We start from the raw sequence: 21,397 nt of genomic DNA, 5'->3' as shown, positions 1-21,397 counted from the left end.
ACGCGCCGGTCATGGGGAGGAGATGCGCCCCAGCGAGGAGGGGATCTTGGAGGCGGCGGCCCTGTCCAGCAGGAAGAGGGTCCGCCGGCTGCCCCGGGCGCCGGCCGCGGGGACCTGCATCGGTCCCGAGTCCGACAGGGCCAACCGTACCGCCCCGGCCTTCTCCTCGCCCGCGGCGATCACCCACACGTCGGCGGAGTTCCGGATGACCGGCATGGTCAGCGAGATCCGGGTGGGCGGCGGCTTGGGCGAGCCGTGCACCGCCACCACCGGGCGGGTGTCGTACAGCGCGGGCATGCCGGGGAAGAGCGAGGCCACGTGCCCGTCCGGGCCCATGCCGAGCATCGTCAGGTCGAAGGACGGGGCCGGGCCGTGGTCCTCGGGGCGGGCGGCGCGCCGGAGCTCGTCGGCGTAGGCGTCGGCCGACTCCTCGGCGGTCATCCCCGAGTCCGGGCCGCGCATCACGTGGACCCGTTCCGGGTCGAGGTCGAGGTGGTCCAGCAGGGCCTCGCGGGCACCGGTCTCGTTGCGCTCGGCGTCGCCGGAGGGCAGGAAGCGCTCGTCACCCCACCACAGGTCCACCCTGCGCCAGTCGACGGCGTCCCTGGCCGGGGAGGCGGCGATCTCGGCGAGGGTGGCGATGCCGACGGTGCCGCCGGTCAGCACCAGGTGCGCCGAGCCCTTGGCCGACTGCGCGTCGACGGCGCGGACGATGACCCGGGCCGCGACGGCCTTGGCCAGCATGTCGGCGTCACGGTGGATGATCACGGTGGGAACGCTCACGGGACTACTTCTTCTCTTTCGGCCCGGAACCTCGGGCGCGGGAATCGTGGGGCGCGGGACTGTGGAACGCGGGACTCATGGGACGAGGCCTCGGGGTGAGGCCTCAGAGGCCGGGCCTCGAAGGCCAGGCCTCACGGGTGAGGTCTCAGGGGCGAGGCCGATGACGCGGGGCCTCCGGTACGGGACTCCGGGCGCGAGACTACCCGGCCCGGGACGTCCCGCGCGGGACGTCGGGTACGGGAAATTCGCGCCCCCGGAACAGGCGAAACCGAAATTCTTCTATGGAACGCCCGAAACAGGACGAGCGGCACACCCCGTATCCGGGACACGCCGCACCGGGGAGCGGCGGACGGGGAAGCGGCGGACGGGTGCCCCGCGGCTCACCGCGGGGCACCCACCACTCAGGACCGGCTCAGGACCGGCTCAGGACCGGCTCAGGACCGGCTCAGGACCGGCTCAGGACCGGCTCAGGACCGGTTGGTCTTGGCGAGCCGCTGGAGCGCGGCCGCGTAGACCTCGTCGGGGTCCAGCCGCCGCAGTTCCTCGGCGAGCAGCTCCGACGTCGGGCGCCGGGTCAGGGCGACCCTGCGGTCCGGCTGGCCCGGACGCGAGAGCGTGGCCAGGTGGCCGTCGGACCGCGTGATCACGATGTCGCCGTCCGCGGCCGACAGCCTCACCGCGGTCAGGCCCGGACCCTCGGACTCGGAGACCTTCACGGACGCGCCCAGCCGGTCGCTCAGCCAGGCCGCCAGCAGCAGGGCACTGGCGTGACCGGGCACCGCCTCCACGCCGCCCCGCTTGACCTTGCCCACCGGCTGGTCGAACGCGGCGGCCAGCAGGCTCCGCCACGTCGTCAGCCGCGTCCAGGCCAGGTCGGTGTCACCGGGCACGTAACCGCGGGCCCGGCCGACGATCGCCTTGACCGCGTCGGACGCGGCCCGCGCGTCGACGATGCGACGCTGGGCCAGCATGCCGATCGGGTCCTTGGCCGGCACCTCCGGGCACTCGCCCGGCCACCAGGCCACCACCGGGGTGTCGGTGAGCAGCAGCGGGCTGACCACCGAGTCGGCGTGCCGGGTCAGCTCCCCGTACAGGCGGAGCAGGATCACCTCGCCGGGCGTCGACTCGCCGAACCGGATCTCGGCGTCCAGCCGGTTCGGCTCGTTCGGGTCGCGGGAGATGACGACCAGGATCCGGGAGGGGTGCTCCCTGGCGGCCTCGGTCGCCGCGCGGACCGCGTCGTACTGCTCGCTCTCGCCGCAGACCACCACCAGGGTCAGCACCATGCCGACCGCGGGGGTGCCCATCTGGTGGCGCAGGTGGGTGAGCTGCGAGGAGATCTTCGAGGCGGTCGTGCCGCTCAGCATGAAGCTGGTCATCTACAGCCGCCTCCAGACGCGCCCGTCGCGGGCCATCATCTCGTCGGCCGAGGCCGGCCCCCACGTGCCCGCCGGGTACTCCTCCGGCGGGCCCTGGGAGCTCCAGTACTCCTCGATCGGGTCGAGGATCTTCCACGACAGCTCGACCTCCCGCTGGTGCGGGAAGAGCGGCGGGTCGCCGATCAGCACGTCCAGCAGCAGCCGCTCGTAGGCCTCGGGGGAGGACTCCATGAACGACTCGCCGTAGGCGAAGTCCATCGAGACGTCCCTGACCTCCATCGCGGTGCCGGGCACCTTGGAGCCGAACCGCACCGTGATGCCCTCGTCCGGCTGCACCCGGATCACCAGGGCGTTCTGCCCCAGGATCTCGGTGTCGTCCTTGCTGAACGGCAGGTGCGGCGCCCGCTGGAACACCACGGCCACCTCGGTCACCCGCCGGCCGAGCCGCTTGCCGGTCCTCAGGTAGAACGGCACCCCGGCCCAGCGCCGGTTGGCGATCTCCACCTTGACGGCGGCGTAGGTCTCGGTGATGGAGTCCGGCGGGATGCCCTCCTCCTCGGTGTAGCCGATGACCGGCTCACCGCCCTGCCAGCCGGGACCGTACCGCCCGCGCGCGGTGGCCAGCGACAGGTCGGCCGGCAGCCGCAGCGCCTTGAGGACCTTCTCCTTCTCCCTGCGCAGCGAGTCGGCCCCGAACGACGTCGGGTCCTCCATGCCGACCAGGGCCAGCAGCTGGATCAAATGGTTCTGGATCACGTCGCGGGCCGCGCCGATGCCGTCGTAGTACCCGGCCCGGCCGCCGATGCCGATGTCCTCGGCCATCGTGATCTGCACGTGGTCGACGTAACCGCGGTTCCAGATCGGCTCGAACAGGTTGTTGGCGAAGCGCAGCGCCAGGATGTTCTGGACCGTCTCCTTGCCCAGGTAGTGGTCGATGCGGAACACCGAGCTCTCCGGGAACACCGCGCTGGTGATCGCGTTGAGCTCCTGGGCGCTCTTCAGGTCGTGCCCGAACGGCTTCTCGATCACGACCCGCCGCCAGGAACCGTCCGGGCCGTCGGCCAGGTCGGTCCGCTTGAGCTGCTGAACCACGACCGGGAAGAACTTCGGCGGCACCGACAGGTAGAAGCCGTAGTTGCCGCCGGTGCCCCGGGTCTGGTCGATCTCCTTGAGCATCATCGCCAGCGCGTCGAACGCGCCGTCGTCGGTGAACTCGCCCCGGCAGAAGAAGATGCCCTCCGACAGCTGCTTCCAGACCTCCTCGCGGAACGGCGTCCGCGCGTGCTCCTTGACCGCGTCGTGAGTCAGCTGCGCGAAGTCCTGGTCCTTCCAGTCGCGGCGGGCGAAACCGACCAGCGAGAAGCCCGGCGGCAGCAGCCCCCGGTTGGCCAGGTCGTAGATCGCCGGCAGCAGCTTCTTGCGGGCCAGGTCGCCGGTCACGCCGAACAGCACCAGCACGCAGGGCCCGGCCACGCGCGGCAGGCGCTTGTCGCGCGGGTCGCGCAGCGGGTTGGCGTCGATCACGGCCTCGGTGATGCCGACGCTGGAGGCGGCGGTGGCCGCGGTGGTGGTGTCCGTCCCCTTGGCGGGACTCTTGTGCCCCTTGTGCCCGCCCTGCCGGTCGGACGCGGCCGGGGAGCCCGTCCTGCTCTCCCCGGCGGGCGCCGGGGAGCTGTCCTTGCTCATGCGAACCTCCAGCGGCCCATCAGACCTCCCTGGCGGCGGCCAGCAGGCGCGCGACGCCCGCGACGCGGTCGGTCAGGTGCAGCCGCACGACGGGACGTCCGCGGCCGGCAAGCGCTCCCAGGTCACCGAGCGCCTGGGCGAGCTGCAGCCTGCCCAGGGTGTACGGCTTGCCGGGTACTTCGAGATCGTTCTCCACGGCCCCGGTGATCTGCAGGAACGCCCCGTTCTGCGGGCCGCCCTTGTGGTACTGGCCGGTGGAGTGCAGGAAACGGGGACCCCAGCCGAAGGTGACCGGGCGGTCGGTGCGGATGGCGAGCATCCCGCGCAGCGTGGCCGCGTCGGCCCCGCTCCACACGTCGGTCATCTCCTCGAACGAGGCGCCCTCGGCGTAGGGGGCGTCGAAGGCCGCCTCACGGTCGAGGTAGGCCATCACCGCGAGGTAGCCGTCGGAGGGGATCGCCTCCAGCAGCCGGGTGAACACGTCGGACAGGTCCTTGGCCTCCCCGTCCCCGGGAAGCTCGCCGTAGACCTCCACCGGGCCGTCCACCAGGAGCGGCGTGCCGACCGGCAGCTCGGCCCGGTCGAGCAGCGCGGCGGTGTTCTCCTTGGACTCCGACACGTTCGGCTGGTTGAACGGGTCGATGCCCAGCACCCGCCCGGCCACGGCCGTGGCGTACTCCCAGACGAGGAACTGCGCGCCCAGCGGACCGGCCACGGTCACCACGCCGTCGGTGTCGATCCCGGCGAGCAGCTCGTCCTCGGCGTCGCCCGGGTCGGCGCCGACCACGGGCAGGATGCCCTTGCCGGACTTGCCGGTGGACTCGGCGACCAGCTGCTCGATCCAGTCGGGCAGACCGTTGATCTCCGACAGGCCGTCCTCGATGACCAGCTTGTCGCGCCCGGCGGCCGCGGCGGCCCCCAGGGCGGCGCCGAGGTCGAGGCCGGGGTTGCCCTCGGTGCGCGACAGCAGTGGCAGCACCTCGGCCGCGTCGTCGAGCAGCCGCTCGACGTCGGCCCCGGCCAGCGCGCTGGGCACCAGGCCGAACGCGGTCAGCGCGCTGTAGCGCCCGCCCACGTTCGGGTCGGCCAGGAACACCTGGTAGCCGGCCTCGCGGGCGGTCTGCTCCAGCGGCGAGCCCGGGTCGGTCACGACGACGATCCTGCTCGCCGGGTCGATCCCGGCGTCGCGGAAGGCCTTCTCGTAGATCCGCCGGTGGCTGTCGGTCTCGACGGTCCCGCCGCTCTTGCTGGCCACGACCAGGATCGTGCTCTCCAGCCGGTCCGACAGGGCCCGGCGCACCTGGCCGGGGTCGGTGGTGTCGAGCACGGTCAGCGGTACGTCGTCGGAGGCCGTGATGACCTCGGGGGCCAGGGAGGAGCCGCCCATGCCGGCCAGGACCACGTGGTCCAGGCCCTCGGCGCGGGCCCTGCGCACCAGCGCGTCGATCTCGGGCAGCAGCTCCCGGCTGGTGTGCGGCAGGTTCAGCCAGCCGAGGCGGACGGCCGCCTCGGCCTGGGCCTCGGGCCCCCACAGGCGGGAGTCGCCCGAGGCGAGGGCTTGGGGAACGCCCTCGGCGGCGAGCCGTCCCGCGGTCTCGGCGGCAAGCTCGGTGAGATCGTCCTCACCGAACGTCACGGACACTGACATGTGCTCCCTCACGCCTTCTTCAGCTCGGCGGAGACGGTCGCCAGCAGCTCGGTCCAGGAGGCCTCGAACTTGTCCAGGCCGTCCGTCTCCAGGAAGCCGACGACGTCGTCGTAGTCGATGCCGGCCTCCTTGAGGGCGGCCATGGTGTTCCAGGCCTCCTCGTAGGAGGAACGGATCGTGTCGCCGTCGATCTTGCCATGGTCGGCGGTGGCCTCGAGGGTCTTCTCCGGCATCGTGTTGACCGTGCCGGAGGTGACCAGCTGGTCGACGTAGAGCGTGTCGGGGTAGTCGGGGTTCTTGGTCCCGGTGGAGGCCCACAGCGGGCGCTGCGGCCGGGCCCCGGCCGCAGCCAGCGCCTTCCAGCGCTCCGAGGCGACGACCTCCTCGAAGGCGGCGAAGGCCAGGCGGGCGTTGGCCAGCGCGGCCTTGCCCTTGAGCGCCAGCGCCTCGGGGGTGCCGATCTTGTCGAGCCGCTTGTCGATCTCGCCGTCCACCCGGCTGACGAAGAACGAGGCCACCGACTCGATGCCGCCCAGCTCAAGGCCCTTGTCCCTGGCCTGCTCCAGGCCGGTCATCCAGGCGTCCATGACCGCGCGGTAGCGCTCCAGCGAGAAGATCAGCGTGACGTTGACGCTGATGCCCTCCGCGATCACCTGGGTGATCGCCGACAGGCCCTCGACGGTGGCCGGGATCTTGATGAACAGGTTGGGCCGGTCGACCAGCCACCACAGCGCGCGCGCCTCGGCGACGGTCTTGTCGGTGTCCTTCGACAGCCGCGGGTCGACCTCGATCGAGACCCGGCCGTCGGTCTGGCCGCCGCTCTCGTAGACCGGCTTGAGCACGTCGGCGGCCCAGCGGATGTCGTAGGTGGTGATGGCGCGCACCGCCTCCTCGACGTCCACACCGCGGATCTTCAGGTCGTGCATCTGCTGGTCGTAGGCGTCGCCCTTGCTCAGCGCCGAGGCGAAGATCGTCGGGTTGGACGTGACGCCGACCACGTGCTTGTCGCGGATCAGGTCCTGGAGGTTGCCGGTGCGCAGGCGCTCGCGGCTGATGTCGTCCAGCCAGATGGAGACGCCCTGCTCGGACAGTTTCCTGAGAATCTCACTCATGATCAGTTTCCCGTCGTCTCGCCCTTGTCGGCTCCGGTCTTGGCGAGGGTCGCCTTGGCGGCGGCGGCCACGCGCTCGGCGGTCAGCCCGAACTGCTCGTACAGGGTGCGGTAGGGGGCCGAGGCACCGAAGTGGTCCAGGCCCAGGATCACGCCCTCGTCTCCCACGAACTCCCGCCAGCCCAGCGGGATTCCCGCCTCGACCGCGACGCGCGCCTTCACCGAGGGCGGCAGCACCGACTGGCGGTAGGCCGCGTCCTCGGCCTGGAACCACTCCACGCACGGCATCGACACGACCCGGGCGGTGATGCCCTCGGCCTCCAGGAGCTCGCGGGCCTCGACGGCCAGCTCGACCTCGGAACCGGTGGCGATCAGCAGCACCGACGGCTGGCCGTCGGAGGCGTCCTGCAGGATGTAGCCGCCGCGGGCGACCTTGGTGGCGTCCCGGGTGCCCTCGTAGACCGGCAGGTTCTGCCGGGTCAGCGCCAGCGCGGCCGGACGGTCGTGGTGCTCCAGCACGACCTGCCAGGCGGCGGCCGTCTCGTTGGCGTCGGCCGGGCGGACCACGTCCAGGCCCGGGATGGCGCGCAGCGCCCACAGGTGCTCGATGGGCTGGTGGGTCGGGCCGTCCTCGCCCAGGCCGATGGAGTCGTGCGTCCACACGTAGGTGACCGGCAGCTTCATCAGCGCCGCCAGCCGCACCGCCGGGCGCATGTAGTCGCTGAAGACCAGGAACGTGCCACCGTACGGGCGGGTGCCGCCGTGCAGCGCGATGCCGTTCAGGATCGCGCCCATGCCGTGCTCGCGGATGCCGAAGTGCAGCGTGCGGCCGTAGGGGTGGCCCGGGAAGTCCTTGGTTTGGAACTCCTCGGGGATGAAGGACGGCTCGCCCTTCATCGTGGTGTTGTTGGACTCGGCCAGGTCGGCCGAGCCGCCCCACAGCTCGGGCAGCACCGGCGCGAGGCTGCTGAGCACCTCGCCGGAGGCCTTGCGGGTGGCGACCGAGGAGCCGATCTCGAACGTCGGCAGCGCGTCGGTCCAGCCCGCGGGCAGCCGCCGGGAGGCGATGCGGTCGAACTCGGCGGCGCGCTCGGGCTCGGCCTCGCGCCAGCTCTCGTAGCGCGCGTTCCAGTCGGCGCGGGCGGCACGGCCGCGCTCGACGACCTCGCGGGTGTGCCCCAGCACGTCGGCGGGGACCTGGAAGTCCTTCTCGGGGTCCAGGCCGAGGACCTTCTTGGTGGCGGCGACCTCCTCGGCGCCCAGCGCCGAGCCGTGGATCTTGCCGGTGTTCTTCTTGTTCGGCGCGGGCCAGCCGATGATCGTGCGCAGCCGGATGAACGACGGCCTGCCGGTCTCGGCGCGGGCCTCCTCCAGCGCCTGGTGCAGCGCCTGGACGTCCTCGACGTAGTCGCCGGTCTGGGTCCAGTCGACGGTCTGGGTGTGCCAGCCGTACGCCTCGTAGCGCGCGACGACGTCCTCGCTCAGCGCGATCTGGGTGTCGTCCTCGATCGAGATGTGGTTGCTGTCGAAGACGACCGTCAGGTTGCCCAGCTTCTGGTGCGCGGCGAGCGCGCTGACCTCGTGGCTGATGCCCTCCTCGATGTCACCCTCGGAGGCGATGCACCAGATGGCGTGGTCGAACACGCTGGTGCCCGGCGCGGCGTCCGGGTCGAACAGGCCGCGCTCGCGGCGGGCGGCCATCGCCATGCCGACCGCGTTGCCCAGGCCCTGGCCCAGCGGGCCGGTGGTGGTCTCCACACCGGCGGTGTGACCGTGCTCGGGGTGGCCGGGGGTCAGGCTCTGCCACTGGCGCAGCCCCTTGAGGTCGTCCAGGCTCAGGCCGTAACCCGACAGGTACAGCTGGATGTAGAGGGTCAGGCTGCTGTGCCCGGCCGACAGGACGAACCGGTCGCGGCCCGTCCAGGAGGGATCCGACGGGTCGTGCCGCATGACCCGCTGGAACAGCAGGTAGGCGGCGGGCGCCAGACTCATCGCGGTACCGGGGTGTCCCGAGCCCGCCTTCTCAACCGCGTCCATGGCCAGGGCCCGTACGACGTCGACCGCGCGGCGGTCCAGGTCGCTCCATTCAAGGGTTGGCACGAGTTCACTGCTCAAGTGCTCGATCTCCGGATCTTTAATCGTGTGATGATGGCGCCGATCTGGCTAGTTCCCGCCCACACCGGACCCTAACGGTTTCGGCCGCGCCGTCGTGGCGCGAGCGGCTCCCGGACAGGCCCGCGGGACCCGTGATCCGCCCGCGCCGTCGCGGCGCGGACGTTCCCGGGACGGGCCCGCGGGATCGGTGAGCGGCCCGGACGCCGTCCCCGCGGGGTGGCGCGCCGTGCCGCTTCCGTACCCCGTGCCGGGACCGTCCCCCCCTGCAACTACAGTTGAGTCCTCAAGGCTGGCTGGTGCCCGCATTCACGGATCCGCTCTAATCAGAGGTTACGCGTTGACCCCGCACGTGCTGGAAGCGCCTTAGATGGTGCTCACCGACAAGCAATCGACGGCCCCGCACGAGCCGGGCGCGACCCCGCACACGCCGGGCGCGACCCGCTCCCTCGGCGACGTCGTGAAGGCGTACGTGGCCCTCACGAAGCCGCGGATCATCGAGCTGCTGCTGATCACGACGCTGCCGGTGATGTTCCTGGCGGCCAAGGGCCTGCCGCCGCTCTGGACCGCCGTCAACACCCTGGTCTTCGGCACCCTGTCGGCCGGTAGCGCCAACGCCCTGAACTGCTACATCGACCGGGACATCGACGCGGCCATGCGCCGCACCCGGCGCCGGCCGCTGGCCCGCGACCTGGTCCCGCCCACCAACGCGCTGATCTTCGGGATCGTCCTGGGCGTGCTGTCCACCCTGGGCCTGGGCCTGACGGTGAACTGGCTCGCCGCGGGCCTGTCGCTGGCCGCGAACCTGTTCTACGTTCTGGTCTACTCGATGATCCTCAAGAGGCGGACCTCGCAGAACGTGGTCTGGGGCGGGCTCGCCGGGTGCATGCCGGTGCTGATCGGCTGGGCCGGTGTCACCGGAAGGCTCGACTGGGCGCCCGTGGTGCTCTTCGGCGTGGTGTTCTTCTGGACGCCGCCGCACACCTGGACCCTGGCCATGCGCTACAAGGAGGACTACGCCGCGGCCAAGGTCCCCATGCTCCCGGTGGTCGCCACCGAGCGCCGCGTGGTGATGGAGAGCATCGTCTACACCTGGGCCACCGTGCTCTGCTCGCTGCTGCTGTGGCCGGTGGCCGGCACCACCGCGCTCTACCCGGTGGTCGCCGCCGTCCTGGGCGCCGCCTGCCTGTGGGAGGTGCACCGCCTCATGGGCCGGGTCAACGCCGGCAAGACCGGGGTCGACCTGCGACCGATGCGCTTCTTCCACTGGTCCAACGCCTACCTGGCGCTGCTGTTCCTGGCCGTGGCGATCGACTCGATGCTCGTCTGAGGCAGCCCCCGGGCCGCGGTCTCCCCGCGACCCTCGGGACGGGCCCGTGAGGGACGGGAAGGGACGCTCGTGGTCACCGGTGACGGGTACCGGCCGGATTCCGGGTTCGCTCGCGGAAGCGGGCCCCCACCCGGTAGGGTCACGGGATTCCAGGCGGCCGTACGGGGCCGCCGGACCGTCGGCAGGGTGTGGGGGCCCCGCCGCCGGACGATCCGCCGTCCGGTCGCCCACCCGGTGATCCGCGCCCGGCCGATCGCCGACGCCGGAGGTGGGATCCCCCTGTACGAGCCGTGGTGTGCACATCAGCGGTTACGGTTGCCACATGTCCAGCAGTGATCCCCGATGGGTGCTCAGGGACCGTCCGTCACGCGCGCTGATCGGCGGGCTCGTGCTGACCGGGCTCTGCGGCCTGGTGTCGCTCTCCTTCGACGTGCTGAACGGCGACCCGGTCTACTTCTTCATCGCCCTGGCCCTGGCGCTGGCGCCCGTCCCGGTGCTGCTGGCCGCGGTGCTGGCGCTGGACCGGATCGAACCGGAGCCGCGCGGCAACCTGGTCTTCGCGTTCGCCTGGGGCGCGGGGGTGGCGGTCCTGTTCGCCGGGGTGATCAACTCCTTCAACCTGATCTACCTGGAGAACACCGTCCGGCTGGGCTACGACTACGCGCGCAACCTCACCGCCACGTTCGGCGCCCCGGTGGTGGAGGAGACGATGAAGGGCCTGGTCCTGCTGGGCCTGCTCAGGTTCAGGCGCGCCGAGCTCGACGGGCCCACCGACGGCATCATCTACGCCTGCATGGTCGGCCTCGGCTTCGCCATGAGCGAGAACGTCAGCTACTACGTGGCCGCGCTCGACGAGATGGGCGCGCAGGGCCTGGCGGTGACCGTCGTGCTGCGCGGGGTCCTGTCGCCGTTCGCGCACCCGCTGTTCACCTCGATGATCGGCGTCGCGGTGGCCTACGCGGCGCAACGGCGCGGGCCGGGCCGGATCCTCGTCATCGCCGCCGGATGGGCCGGGGCGATGCTGCTGCACGGCATCTGGAACGGCTTCGCCTCCTACGTCGGCATCGCCGGCCTGGCCATCGCGTACGTGCTGCTGATGATCGTGCTGTTCGTCCTGATCTGGATCGTCTTCCGCGACCGCAAGCGCATCATCGGGCTCATCCAGGCCTACCTGCCCGCCTACTGGGCGACCGGCCTGGTCTCCTCCGCCGACGTCGCGATGCTCTCGTCCCTGCCGGGCCGCCGGCACGCCAGGCAGTGGGCCAGGGCCAACGGGGGGCGGCCCGGGCTGCGGGCGATGAGCGACTACCAGCTCGCCGCGACCGAGCTGGGCCTGCTGCACGAGCGGGCCAGGGGACACGTGATCGACGAGCCCACCTTCAACGCCGAGCAGCGGGCGCTGCTGGAGTGCATGGCCGCCGCCCGCGCCCGGTTCCCCGCGGTGCCCCCGCCCCCGCCGCCCTCACCGTTCCCCGCGCCCCCGGCCGGAGGCGCTCACCTCGGCTGAAGCGCCGCCTCCAGGGTGGTCTCGCGCGGCCCGGGGAAGACCGGCGCGGAGTCCAGGACCACCGAGTCCAGGAGCCCCTTGGCCGCGGCGGCGAACTCGCGGGCCGCGTAGGCGTAGGTGGACGCCCACACCCGTGAGGAGTCGTCGCCCACGCCGAAGGTCTCCAGGCCCGCGGTACGGCAGAGCGTGACGGCCCTGGGCAGGTGGAAGACCTGGGTGACCACGGTGAGCCGGGTGGCGCCGAACACGGTACGGGCCCGCACGCAGGAGTCCCAGGTGTCGAAGCCCGCGTGGTCGAGGACGAGCGCGTGCCCGGGGATCCCCCGGGCGAGCAGGTAGTCGCGCATCACGGTCGGCTCGTCGTAGCCCACCCGGCCGTTGTCGCCCGAGAGCAGGATCGCCCTGACCCTGCCGGCCCGGTACAGCTCGGCGGAGATGTCCAGCCGCCTGGCCAGCATGGGGGAGGGGGTGCCCCCGAAGGCGGCGGCCCCCAGCACCAGCGCCACCGGCGCCGCGGGCACCCCGGCCGTCCAGCCGGGGGAGGTGCCGGCGACTGCGCGGTGTCCGGAACTGGCCAGCCAGACCCAGGTCAGCGGCGCGATCGTCAGGACGCTCAGCAGCACGGCGCCCTGGTAGCAGAGGCGGAGGGCCCGTCGTGACGGTGACATCCGATCATTGTCCCGGCCGGGCGGGACCGTGTCGAACCTGCGGGGTGAGCGGGGGAACGGGGCCGGGAGGACGCGGGGGTCAGGCGGGGACGGTGGGGGCGGGGGCGGCAGGGGTGCCGTCGAGCCGGTCCGCTTCGCCGGTCCCGGAGGTCCCGGAGGTCCCGGTCCCGGTGTTTCCGGAGGGCTCGGCCGGGACGTACGGGCGGGTCGCGAAGAGCACCCGCAGCGCGCAGACCCAGACCAGGGCGGCGCCGAGCACGTGCAGGTTGACCAGGGCCGCGGGCACCCCGGTGAAGTACTGGACGTAGCCGATGAGGCCCTGGGCCGCCTCCACGGCCAGCAGTGTCCACGCGGCCCGGCGGGCGCGTCCGGGGGCGCCGGTGAGGTGCAGCGCGAACGCCAGCGCGAAGGTGAGGCCGACCGTCACGTAGGCGATGTCGGCGTGGATCCGCGCCACGGTCTCGATGTCGAAGCCGAACCGGGAGGCCATCTCGTCGCCGGAGTGCGGGCCGGTGCCGGTGACCACCACACCCGCGACCACCAGGACGAACGTGGACGCCAGCAGGGCCCAGGCGAGCGCGCGCACCTCGCGGCGGACCGGCGGCTCCGGGCCCTCGTACCGGCGGGAACGCGCGTACAGCGCGTACGCCGCGGCGGTCATGCCGATGGAGACCAGGAAGTGCACGCTCACGGTGACCGGGTTGAGCGCGCTGCGCACGACCAGGCCGCCCCACACGCCCTGGAAGGCCACGCCGATCGGCTGCACCCAGGCCAGCAGGACCAGGTCGCGGCGCCGGGGCAGCAGCCGCAGGGCGGCGAACAGGCAGCCCAGGGCGATGATCAGCACCACGAAGGAGAGCAGCCGGTTGCCGAACTCGATCGCCATGTTGATCGGCGAGATCTCGTCGTGGGCCCTGGGGACGAAGCTCTCCGGCGTGCACCGGGGCCAGGTGGGGCACCCCAGCCCCGAGCCGGTGACCCGCACCGCCGCGCCCGTGACGGTGATCAGGACGTTGACGGCCACCGCCACCAGCGCCCAGCGGTGCACGGTGGGAAGGGTCGGGGGACCCACGATCCGCGCCGCGCTCAGGGCGCGCCGGCCGGCCCGGTCAAGGAGGTGTTTCACGGCTCATATGGTAGGCGGCCAGGTGGGCGGTCCCGTGGCGGACCCCGGCGGGTGAGGGGGGGCCGGGCGGAGCGTCCCCTCGATGTCCGATTTGGGACATTGATCCGATTAAAGGTATGTGACATAGTACTGACGGATCCGGGCCGCGAGAGCGAGGTGGGACATGCCGGACGTCGTGGTCATCGGGGCCGGGGTCGTCGGTGCCGCCTGCGCCTACTACGCCGCCCGCGCCGGACTCGACGTGGTGGTCGTCGACCGGGGACCCGTGGCCGGGGGGACGACCGGCGCCGGTGAGGGCAACATCCTGGTCTCCGACAAGGAGCCCGGACCCGAGCTGGACCTGGCCCTGCTGTCCAACCGCCTCTGGCGCGACCTGGCCGGGGCCGAGACGGGTGACGGACCGGGGAACGGATCAGGAAAAGCGGCGGGCGGGTTCGAGTTCGAGGCCAAGGGCGGCCTGGTGGTCGCCGAGACGGACGAGGTCCTGGAGGCGCTCACCGGCCTGGCCGCCGCGCAGGGTGTCGAGCACGTCCTGGCCGGTCCCGGAGAGCTGCACGACTACGAGCCGCACCTGGCCCGGGGGTTCGCCGGGGGCGTGTTCTACCCGCAGGACGCCCAGGTCCACCCCATGCTGGCGGCGGCCGGGCTCATCCGGCGGGGCGCCGAGCGGTTCGGCCACGGCGCCCTGATGCTGCGCACCGGCGTCACCGTGACCGGCTTCGTCCGCCGCGGCGGCCGGATCGCCGGTGTCACCACCGACCAGGGAGAGATCCTCGCCGGGGCCGTGGTCAACGCCGCGGGCACCTGGGGCGGCCAGGTCGCCGCGCTGGCCGGGGTGCACGTCCCGATCCTGCCCCGGCGGGGCTTCATCCTGGTCACCGAGCCCCTCGCCGGGCCGCTCGTCCGGCACAAGGTCTACACCGCCGCCTACGTCACCGCGGTGGCCAGCGACTCCGCCGGGCTGGAGACGTCCGCGGTGGTGGAGAGCACCCCGTCCGGGCCGGTACTCATCGGCGCCAGCCGGGAGCGGGTCGGCTTCGACCGCACGGTCTCGATCCCGGTGCTCGAACGCCTCGCCCGCCAGGCTGTGGAGCTGTTCCCGGCCCTGGCGGACCATCGGGCGATCCGCGCCTACTGCGGGTTCCGCCCGTACTGCCCCGACCACCTGCCGGTGATCGGCGAGGACCCCCGGGTACGGGGTCTCTACCACGCCTGCGGCCACGAGGGCGCGGGCATCGGCCTGGCCCCGGCCACCGGCCACCTCATCGCCCGGCTCCTGGCGGGCCTCCGCCCCGAGCTGGACCTCACCCCCTTCCGCCCGGACCGCTTCGCCGAGGAGGCATCGTGAGAGGGCCGTACGACCTGGTGCGGGCACGTCCCGAGCCGGGCTTCGAGATCAGCGTGGACGGCGTCGGTGTCCCGGTGATCCCCGGTCAGACGATCGGCGCGGCCATGCACGGCGCGGGCATCCGGTCCTGGCGGACCACCAGGTTCGGCGGGCGCCCGCGCGGGCTGTTCTGCGGCATCGGGGTCTGCTTCGACTGCCTGGTCACGGTGAACGGCGTTCCCTCCCTGCGTGCCTGCCTGACCGAGGCCCGCCCCGAGGACCGGGTGACCACCGGCGCCGCCGGGGACACCGGGGACACCGGGGACACCGGGGACAGCGGGGACACAGCAGAGATCGGGGACCCCGGGGACCTCGGGGACGACGGCGGGAGCGACGGAGGAGGGGCGGTGAGCGGTCCGTGACGCGGATCCACGACCTGGCCGTGGTCGGCGCGGGCCCCGCCGGGGTCGCCGGTGCGCTGACCGCCGCCCTGGCCGGGCTGGACGTGGTGCTGCTCGACGGCGCGGCCAGGCCGGGTGGACAGTACTTCCGCCGTCCGGCCGAGGGCTTCCGCGCGGCCCGGCCCGGTGCCCTGCACCACGGCCTCGACGGGTTCACCCGCCGCTGGGATCTGCTCACGGAGCGCGCCGAGGTATTGCTGCGCCACCGGGTGTGGGCGGTCGAGCACACCGGCGAGACGGTCGTCCTGCGCTGCCTGGAGGGGGACCGCGAGGAGCGGCCCCGCACGGTGACCGCGCGCGGGCTGCTGATCGCCACCGGCGCGTACGACAGGCCGCTGCCCTTCCCCGGCTGGGACCTTCCCGGCGTGCTCACCGCGGGAGCGGCACAGGCGCTCCTCAAGGGGGACCTGGTCCTCGCCGGGCGCGAGATCGTGGTCGCCGGTACAGGCCCGTTCCTGCTCCCGGTCGCCGCGGGCCTGGCCGACGCCGGCGGACGGGTGGTCGGCGTGTACGAGGCCAACGGCCGGTTCGGGCTGGCCGCGCACCCGATGCTGGTGGCCGGCCGGGCCGGGGAGGCCCTGGGGTACGGGGCACGCCTGGCCCGCCACCGGATCCCGTACCGGGGACGGCGGGCGGTGGTCGCCGCGCACGGGGACACCGCGCTGACCCACGTCACCGTCGCCACCCTGGACGCCGCCTGGCGGCCGGTCTCGACGACGACCGTCGCGTGCGACACCCTGGCCTGCAGTTACGGCTTCGTCCCCCAGCTCGACCTGCCGGTCCAGCTCGGCTGCGCCACCCGCCGCGACCACGACGGCAGCGCGGTCGTCACGGTGGACGCGAGCATGCGCACCAGCGTGCCCGGGGTGTACGCGGCCGGGGAGAGCACCGGCGTGGGCGGCGCCGTCCTGGCCGAGGTGGAGGGCCGCCTCGCGGGCCGCTCCGCCGTCACCGACCTGGGCCGGTCCGCTGCCAGCGGCCCGGGCCGGTCCGCCGTCGTCGGCCTGGGGCGCTCCACCGGCCGGGCCGCCTTCCCTCCCGCGTCTATCGGTCCCGCGGACCTCGTGCCTGTCGACCCGTCCGGTCCTGTGCCCCCCGACCGGCCCGATCCCGCAGCCGGTCGACCCGACCCCGCGCTGACCCGTCGCAGGGACCGGCTCGCGGCCTTCGCGCGGGCCCTGCAGGAGGCGTACCCGGTACGGCCCGGCTGGCAGGACTGGCTCCGCGACGACACGCTCGTCTGCCGCTGCGAGGAGGTGCCCCTGTCGGCCGTGCGCGAGGCCCAGGCCATGGGCGCCGCCGACGCTCGTTCGGTCAAGCTGCTGGCGCGGCCCGGGATGGGCTGGTGCCAGGGCCGGATGTGCGGCTACGCGGTCGCCTGCCTGGCCGGTGAGGACCCCGCCCCGGCCAGGCGCCCGATCGCCCAGCCGATCCGGCTCGGTGCCCTCGCGTCGCAGACCGGGCCCGAGACCGCACAGGCCGATCCCGAAGCCGCGCGTCCCGGAGCCGAGCCTTTTCCCACGGAACCGCCGGTGTCCCCGGCGGGCCCGGACCGGCCCGAACCCCCTCGGGACCGACCCCACCGGAAGGATGAACGATGACGACCCGCGTGAAGCCCTGGCACGGCGTGATGGTGGCCACCGCGCTGCCCCTGGCCGAGGACCTCTCCGTCGACCTGGACGGCTACGCCGAGCACTGCCGGTGGCTGGTCGACTCCGGCTGCGACGGCGTCGTGCCGAACGGGTCGCTGGGGGAGTACCAGACGCTGACCCCCGAGGAGCGCGCCGCGGTCGTGGAGACCGCGGTGGCGGCCGTCGGCGGCGACCGGGTGATGCCCGGGGTGGCGGCGTACGGCTCCCTGGAGGCCCGGCGCTGGACCGAGCAGGCCGCGGAGGCGGGGTGCCGGGCGGTGATGCTGCTCCCGCCGAACGCCTACCGGGCCGACGACCGGACCGTGGTGGAGCACTACCGGGAGGTGGCCGCGGCGGGCCTGCCGGTGGTGGCGTACAACAACCCCTTCGACACCCGCGTGGACCTGACCCCCGAGCTGCTGGCCACCCTGTACGGCGAGGGCCTGATCGTCGGGGTCAAGGAGTTCAGCGGCGACGTCCGCCGCATCTACGAGATCGCCGAGCTCGCACCCGGCCTGGACGTGCTGGCCGGGGCCGACGACGTGCTGCTGGAACTGGTCACCGCGGGCGCGGTCGGCTGGGTCGCCGGGTACCCCAACGCGCTGCCCGTCTCGACCGTGGCGCTGTACCGGGCCGCCGCGGAGGGGGACATGGCCACCGCGCTGCCGCTCTACCGCGCGCTGCACCCGCTGCTGCGCTGGGACTCCCGGCCGGTGTTCGTCCAGGCCATCAAGCTCTCCATGGACCTGGCCGGGCGCACCGGCGGCCCGTGCCGCCCGCCCAGGCTCGCGCTCGCCGGCGAGCAGGAGGCCGCCGTGCGCGCGGCCACCGAGAAGGCGCTGGCCGAGGGCATGCGATGACCTCGGCGTCGCCGGCCCCCGCCCGGCCCGTACGCGTACCCGTGCCCGTTCCGCCGGTCCCCGGCCCGTCCGTGGCGGGAGACCCCTCCCGCGAGGAGCGCCCATGAGAACCAAAAGGGTCTTCCACGCGGTGGACTCCCACACCGAGGGCATGCCCACCCGGGTGATCACCGGGGGAGTGGGGGTGATCCCGGGCGCGACCATGGCCGAGCGGCGCGAGCACTTCCTGGCAAAGATGGACCACGTCCGCACCCTGCTCATGTACGAGCCGCGCGGCCACTCGGCGATGAGCGGCGCCATCCTGCAGCCCCCCACCCGGCCCGACGCCGACTACGGGGTGCTCTACATCGAGGTCTCGGGCTGCCTGCCGATGTGCGGGCACGGCACCATCGGGGTCGCCACCGTCCTGGTCGAGACCGGGATGGTCGAGGTCGTCGAGCCGGTCACCACGATCCGGCTGGACACCCCCGCCGGGCTGGTGGTCGCCGAGGTGCGGGTCGCCGACGGCGCCGCCGTCGAGGTGACCATCACCAACGTGCCCTCCTTCAGCGTGGGCCTGGACCGCGTGGTCCGGGTGCCCGGCATCGGGGAGGTCGTCTACGACCTCGCCTACGGCGGCAACCACTACGCGATCCTGCCGATCGAGTCCGTGGGCCTGCCGTTCGAGCGCTCGCACAAGCAGGAGATCCTGGAGGCGGGCCTGGCCGTCATGGGGGCGATCAACGAGCAGGACGAGCCCGTCCATCCGCTGGACGCCGCCATCCGGGGCTGCCACCACGTGCAGTTCACCGCGCCGGGCTCGGACGCCCGGCACTCGCGGCACGCGATGGCGATCCACCCCGGCTGGTTCGACCGCTCGCCGTGCGGCACCGGCACCAGCGCCCGGATGGCCCAGCTGCACGCCAGGGGGGAGCTCCCGCTGGGGGCCGACTTCGTGAACGAGTCGTTCATCGGCACCCGGTTCGTCGGGCGACTGGTGGAGGAGACCCGGGTGGCGGACCTGCCCGCGGTGATCCCGACGGTCACCGGCAGGGCGTGGATCACCGGCACCGCGCAGTACTTCCTGGACCCCTCCGACCCGTTCCCGGCCGGTTTCCTGCTCTGACCGCAGCTCCGGCCCCGTCACGACCGTGTCCCGCTCCGGCTCTGTCACGACCGAGCCCCGTCACGACCGTTTCGCAGCCTCGTGGACCAGCTGCGGCCCTGTCACGACCGTGTCGCGGACCCGGGGACCCGCTCCGGCCGGGGCCGGATTCGGCCTGTCCGGAAACCCCCGCGACGCCCCCCTGCCCGGAGCCGGGAAGGGCCCGCCGGGAGCGCCACGACGACGGTTCGTACCCGGCGGAAGGGGTTTCGCGGGGAAACGGCCACTTAACGCTAACGGTCTGATTTCGGCCCTTGACGTTGTGCTTCCCTTACCCATGCAATGTCACACATCACCAGATGTGAGGAGCGGCAATGCGCGCCATCCCCCTGAAATCCTTCACGTCCCTGGCCGTCCTCGGTCTCCTGGTCACCGGATGTGGCCAGGGGCTGCTCGGCGGCGGCGAGGACGGCGGCCAGGCGGCCGGCAAGAAGGGCGAGCCGATCGTGCTCGGCATGCTGATCCCGCAGTCGGGCAGCGAGGCCGCCATCGGTCCCTACATGAGCAACGCGGCCCAGCTCGCGATCGACGAGATCAACGCCAAGGGCGGCGTGCTCGGCCGCCAGCTGCAGCTGAAGACCGCGGACGACGCCTGTGACGCCCAGTCGGCGGCGGCCGGCGCCAACAAGCTGGTCACCGAGGGGGTCGACGTCTCCGTGGGCGGTTACTGCTCCGGGGCGACGCTACCCACCCTGCCGATCTTCGGCAAGGCCGGCATCCCGATGATCATCCCGGCCGCCAACTCCCAGGAGCTGGTGGACCAGAAGCTCAAGCACGTCTTCCTGATCAACGGCACCGGCTCCCAGCAGGCCGCCGCCGCCGAGAAGTGGATCACCAAGCAGGGCGCCAAGAGCGTCGCGCTGATGCACGACAACACCAGCTACTCCAAGGACATCGCACTGCGGACCGAGACCCTGCTGAAGGCCCCCGACGGGGCCGAGGCGGTCATCACCGAGGCGGTCACCCCCAAGGAGAGCGACTACAGCGCCAACATCACCAACGTGCTGGCCAAGAAGCCCGACTTCGTCTACTGGACGGGCTACTTCCAGGAGGGCGGCCTGATCGCCCGCCAGCTGCGGCAGGCCGGCTACAAGGGCTCCATCATGGTCGGCGACGGCTCGGTCTCGCCCAAGCTGATCGAGATCGCCGGGGACGAGGCCGCCGAGGGCGTCTACGCCACCATGACCCAGACCCCCGACACCCTCGAGGGCGCCGAGGGCTGGATCGACGCGTACAAGAAGAAGTTCGGCACCGACCCCGGGCCGTACTCCAACCAGGCCTACGACGCGGTGCGGCTGGCCGCCGAGGCGGTCACCAAGGCGGGCGGCACCGACGGCCCGAAGGTGATCTCGGCCCTGGAGGCGGTCGACGGCTTCTCGATGTTCTCCGGGCCGCTGAAGTTCACCCCCGAGCACACCCTGGCCAACGGCGGCTTCCAGATCCTCGTCGTGAAGGGCGACGCCTTCGCCCTGCAGGACTCCCTCAAATGACCGGCAACACCTCACCCGGCGCCTACGGCGGCGACGCCGGGTGCGAGAGCGCCCGGGGCGGCGAGAACGACGCCCGCCCCGAGTCCTCCGAGGACCGGCAGCCCGCCGGGTACCGGGGCCGTCACCGGCGTCCGGCCGGCGGCACCGGCGGCAGCGGCGGGCACGGCGGCCCGGACCGCCCGCCGGGGAAGCGGGCCGCGCGATGACGCAGCTCGTCTGGAACGGCCTGTTCGTCGGCTCGTTCTACGCCCTGGTGGCCCTGGGCTACAGCATGGTGTACGGGATCATCAAGCTGCTCAACTTCGCCCACGGTGACCTGTACATGCTGGGCGCGTTCGCCGGCTTCGCCATCCTCGGCGCGGTCGGCGGCGTGACCTCGGCGATGGCGCTGCCGCTGCTGCTCGCGGTCCTGCTGGCGACCATGGCGCTCACCGGCCTGGCCGGGGTCGCGCTGGAGCGGATCGCCTACCGGCCGCTCCGCCGCGCTCCGCGCCTGTCCCTGCTGATCACCGCGGTCGGCGCCTCCTTCGCCCTGGAGTACGGGATGCGCGCGGCGGCCGGGGCCGACCCGCGGGTCTACCCGGTACGCCTGGGCGGCACCTCGATCGAGATCCTCGGCGCCCGGATCACCCTGCAGCAGCTCGCCCTGGTGGGGGTCGCGGTGGTGCTGATGGCCGGGCTCAACCTGCTGGTCACCCGCACCCGCGAGGGACGGGCCATGCGGGCCATCGCGCTGGACCCGCGCACCAGCGCGCTGATGGGCATCGACGTCAACGCCGTGATCTCCCGCACCTTCTTCATCGGCTCGGCCCTGGCCGGGGCCGCGGGCGTGATGGCCGGGGCCTACTACGGGAAGATCGACTTCCTGATGGGCTTCCTGATCGGCCTCAAGGCCTTCACCGCGGCGGTCATCGGCGGCATCGGCAACATCCCGGGCACCATGCTCGGGGGGCTGCTGCTCGGGCTGCTGGAGTCGTTCGGCACGTTCTGGCTGGGCGGCGAGTGGCGCGACGTGTTCGCCTTCGGGGTGCTGATCCTGTTCCTGACCGTGCGGCCCACCGGCCTGCTCGGCGAACGCGTCACGGAGCGGGTGTGACGGCCGGGACCAAGGTCCGCCGCCGCGGCACGGACCGT

At 72.8% G+C, this 21,397-nt stretch carries 18 protein-coding genes; 10 read left to right on the top strand and 8 right to left on the bottom strand.

The window, feature by feature from the left end:
- Nucleotides 1-9: 9 nt before the first annotated feature.
- The 6 genes from pgl to tkt all read right to left on the bottom strand — a co-directional run bounded on the left by pgl (nucleotide 10) and on the right by tkt (nucleotide 8,644).
- Nucleotides 10-783 (bottom strand): 6-phosphogluconolactonase, encoded by a 774-nt coding sequence (pgl, locus tag ABD832_RS33095; RefSeq protein WP_344903445.1) that lies wholly within the window; start codon nucleotides 781-783, stop codon nucleotides 10-12.
- Nucleotides 784-1,250: 467 nt separating this feature from the next.
- Nucleotides 1,251-2,162: a glucose-6-phosphate dehydrogenase assembly protein OpcA gene (locus tag ABD832_RS33090; RefSeq protein ID WP_344903442.1), complete on the bottom strand. Its 912-nt coding sequence runs from the start codon at nucleotides 2,160-2,162 to the stop codon at nucleotides 1,251-1,253.
- Entirely contained in the window at nucleotides 2,163-3,848 is a 1,686-nt protein-coding gene (zwf, locus tag ABD832_RS33085) for a glucose-6-phosphate dehydrogenase (RefSeq protein WP_344903439.1), read from the bottom strand.
- A 19-nt stretch (nucleotides 3,849-3,867) separates the two neighbouring features.
- Nucleotides 3,868-5,496: a glucose-6-phosphate isomerase gene (locus ABD832_RS33080; RefSeq protein WP_344903436.1), complete on the bottom strand. Its 1,629-nt coding sequence runs from the start codon at nucleotides 5,494-5,496 to the stop codon at nucleotides 3,868-3,870.
- 8 nt (nucleotides 5,497-5,504) lie between these two features.
- Nucleotides 5,505-6,608, bottom strand: a complete 1,104-nt coding sequence (gene tal, locus ABD832_RS33075) for a transaldolase (RefSeq protein WP_344903433.1) — start codon at nucleotides 6,606-6,608, stop codon at nucleotides 5,505-5,507.
- 2 nt (nucleotides 6,609-6,610) lie between these two features.
- Nucleotides 6,611-8,644 (bottom strand): transketolase, encoded by a 2,034-nt coding sequence (gene tkt, locus ABD832_RS33070; RefSeq protein WP_344904439.1) that lies wholly within the window; start codon nucleotides 8,642-8,644, stop codon nucleotides 6,611-6,613.
- A 445-nt stretch (nucleotides 8,645-9,089) separates the two neighbouring features.
- Here tkt and ABD832_RS33065 point away from each other — a divergent pair, with 445 nt between their 5' ends.
- Nucleotides 9,090-10,049: a heme o synthase gene (locus ABD832_RS33065; protein WP_344903430.1), complete on the top strand. Its 960-nt coding sequence runs from the start codon at nucleotides 9,090-9,092 to the stop codon at nucleotides 10,047-10,049.
- 322 nt (nucleotides 10,050-10,371) lie between these two features.
- The gene (locus ABD832_RS33060) at nucleotides 10,372-11,556 is read left to right on the top strand and encodes a PrsW family intramembrane metalloprotease (protein WP_344903428.1); all 1,185 of its coding nucleotides are present in this window, start codon (nucleotides 10,372-10,374) and stop codon (nucleotides 11,554-11,556) included.
- Here ABD832_RS33060 and ABD832_RS33055 read toward each other — a convergent pair.
- Both ABD832_RS33055 and ABD832_RS33050 read right to left on the bottom strand, forming a co-directional pair.
- Nucleotides 11,544-12,224, bottom strand: coding sequence for a SanA/YdcF family protein (locus ABD832_RS33055; protein WP_344903425.1), 681 nt, complete (start codon nucleotides 12,222-12,224; stop codon nucleotides 11,544-11,546). The two genes, ABD832_RS33060 and ABD832_RS33055, sit on opposite strands and share 13 nt — an antisense overlap.
- Nucleotides 12,225-12,303: 79 nt before the next feature.
- Complete coding sequence (locus tag ABD832_RS33050) at nucleotides 12,304-13,350, bottom strand: COX15/CtaA family protein (protein WP_344903422.1); 1,047 nt, start codon at nucleotides 13,348-13,350, stop codon at nucleotides 12,304-12,306.
- A 163-nt stretch (nucleotides 13,351-13,513) separates the two neighbouring features.
- Between ABD832_RS33050 and ABD832_RS33045 the strand changes: the two genes are divergently transcribed.
- The 8 genes from ABD832_RS33045 to ABD832_RS33010 all read left to right on the top strand — a co-directional run bounded on the left by ABD832_RS33045 (nucleotide 13,514) and on the right by ABD832_RS33010 (nucleotide 21,359).
- Nucleotides 13,514-14,698, top strand: a complete 1,185-nt coding sequence (locus tag ABD832_RS33045; protein ID WP_344903419.1) for an NAD(P)/FAD-dependent oxidoreductase — start codon at nucleotides 13,514-13,516, stop codon at nucleotides 14,696-14,698.
- On the top strand, nucleotides 14,695-15,099 hold the full coding sequence (locus ABD832_RS33040) for a (2Fe-2S)-binding protein (RefSeq protein WP_344903416.1): 405 nt from the start codon (nucleotides 14,695-14,697) through the stop codon (nucleotides 15,097-15,099). Before ABD832_RS33045 ends, ABD832_RS33040 begins: the two co-directional genes overlap by 4 nt.
- Nucleotides 15,096-16,739, top strand: coding sequence for an FAD-dependent oxidoreductase (locus ABD832_RS33035; protein WP_344903413.1), 1,644 nt, complete (start codon nucleotides 15,096-15,098; stop codon nucleotides 16,737-16,739). Before ABD832_RS33040 ends, ABD832_RS33035 begins: the two co-directional genes overlap by 4 nt.
- Complete coding sequence (locus tag ABD832_RS33030; protein WP_344903410.1) at nucleotides 16,736-17,629, top strand: dihydrodipicolinate synthase family protein; 894 nt, start codon at nucleotides 16,736-16,738, stop codon at nucleotides 17,627-17,629. The genes ABD832_RS33035 and ABD832_RS33030 overlap by 4 nt, the downstream gene beginning before the upstream one ends.
- 103 nt (nucleotides 17,630-17,732) lie before the next feature.
- Nucleotides 17,733-18,734 (top strand): proline racemase family protein, encoded by a 1,002-nt coding sequence (locus ABD832_RS33025; protein WP_344903407.1) that lies wholly within the window; start codon nucleotides 17,733-17,735, stop codon nucleotides 18,732-18,734.
- Between the two features lie 353 nt (nucleotides 18,735-19,087).
- Nucleotides 19,088-20,263 (top strand): branched-chain amino acid ABC transporter substrate-binding protein, encoded by a 1,176-nt coding sequence (locus tag ABD832_RS33020; RefSeq protein ID WP_344903404.1) that lies wholly within the window; start codon nucleotides 19,088-19,090, stop codon nucleotides 20,261-20,263.
- Nucleotides 20,260-20,469, top strand: coding sequence for a hypothetical protein (locus ABD832_RS33015; RefSeq protein WP_344903401.1), 210 nt, complete (start codon nucleotides 20,260-20,262; stop codon nucleotides 20,467-20,469). The genes ABD832_RS33020 and ABD832_RS33015 overlap by 4 nt, the downstream gene beginning before the upstream one ends.
- Nucleotides 20,466-21,359 (top strand): branched-chain amino acid ABC transporter permease, encoded by an 894-nt coding sequence (locus tag ABD832_RS33010; RefSeq protein ID WP_344903398.1) that lies wholly within the window; start codon nucleotides 20,466-20,468, stop codon nucleotides 21,357-21,359. Before ABD832_RS33015 ends, ABD832_RS33010 begins: the two co-directional genes overlap by 4 nt.
- Nucleotides 21,360-21,397 lie beyond the last annotated feature (38 nt).

Origin of the sequence: Streptosporangium longisporum (genome assembly GCF_039534895.1) — a bacterium.
In the GTDB taxonomy this organism is placed as follows: Bacteria; Actinomycetota; Actinomycetes; order Streptosporangiales; family Streptosporangiaceae; genus Streptosporangium; species Streptosporangium longisporum.
This window is presented reverse-complemented; position numbering and strand designations above follow the sequence as displayed.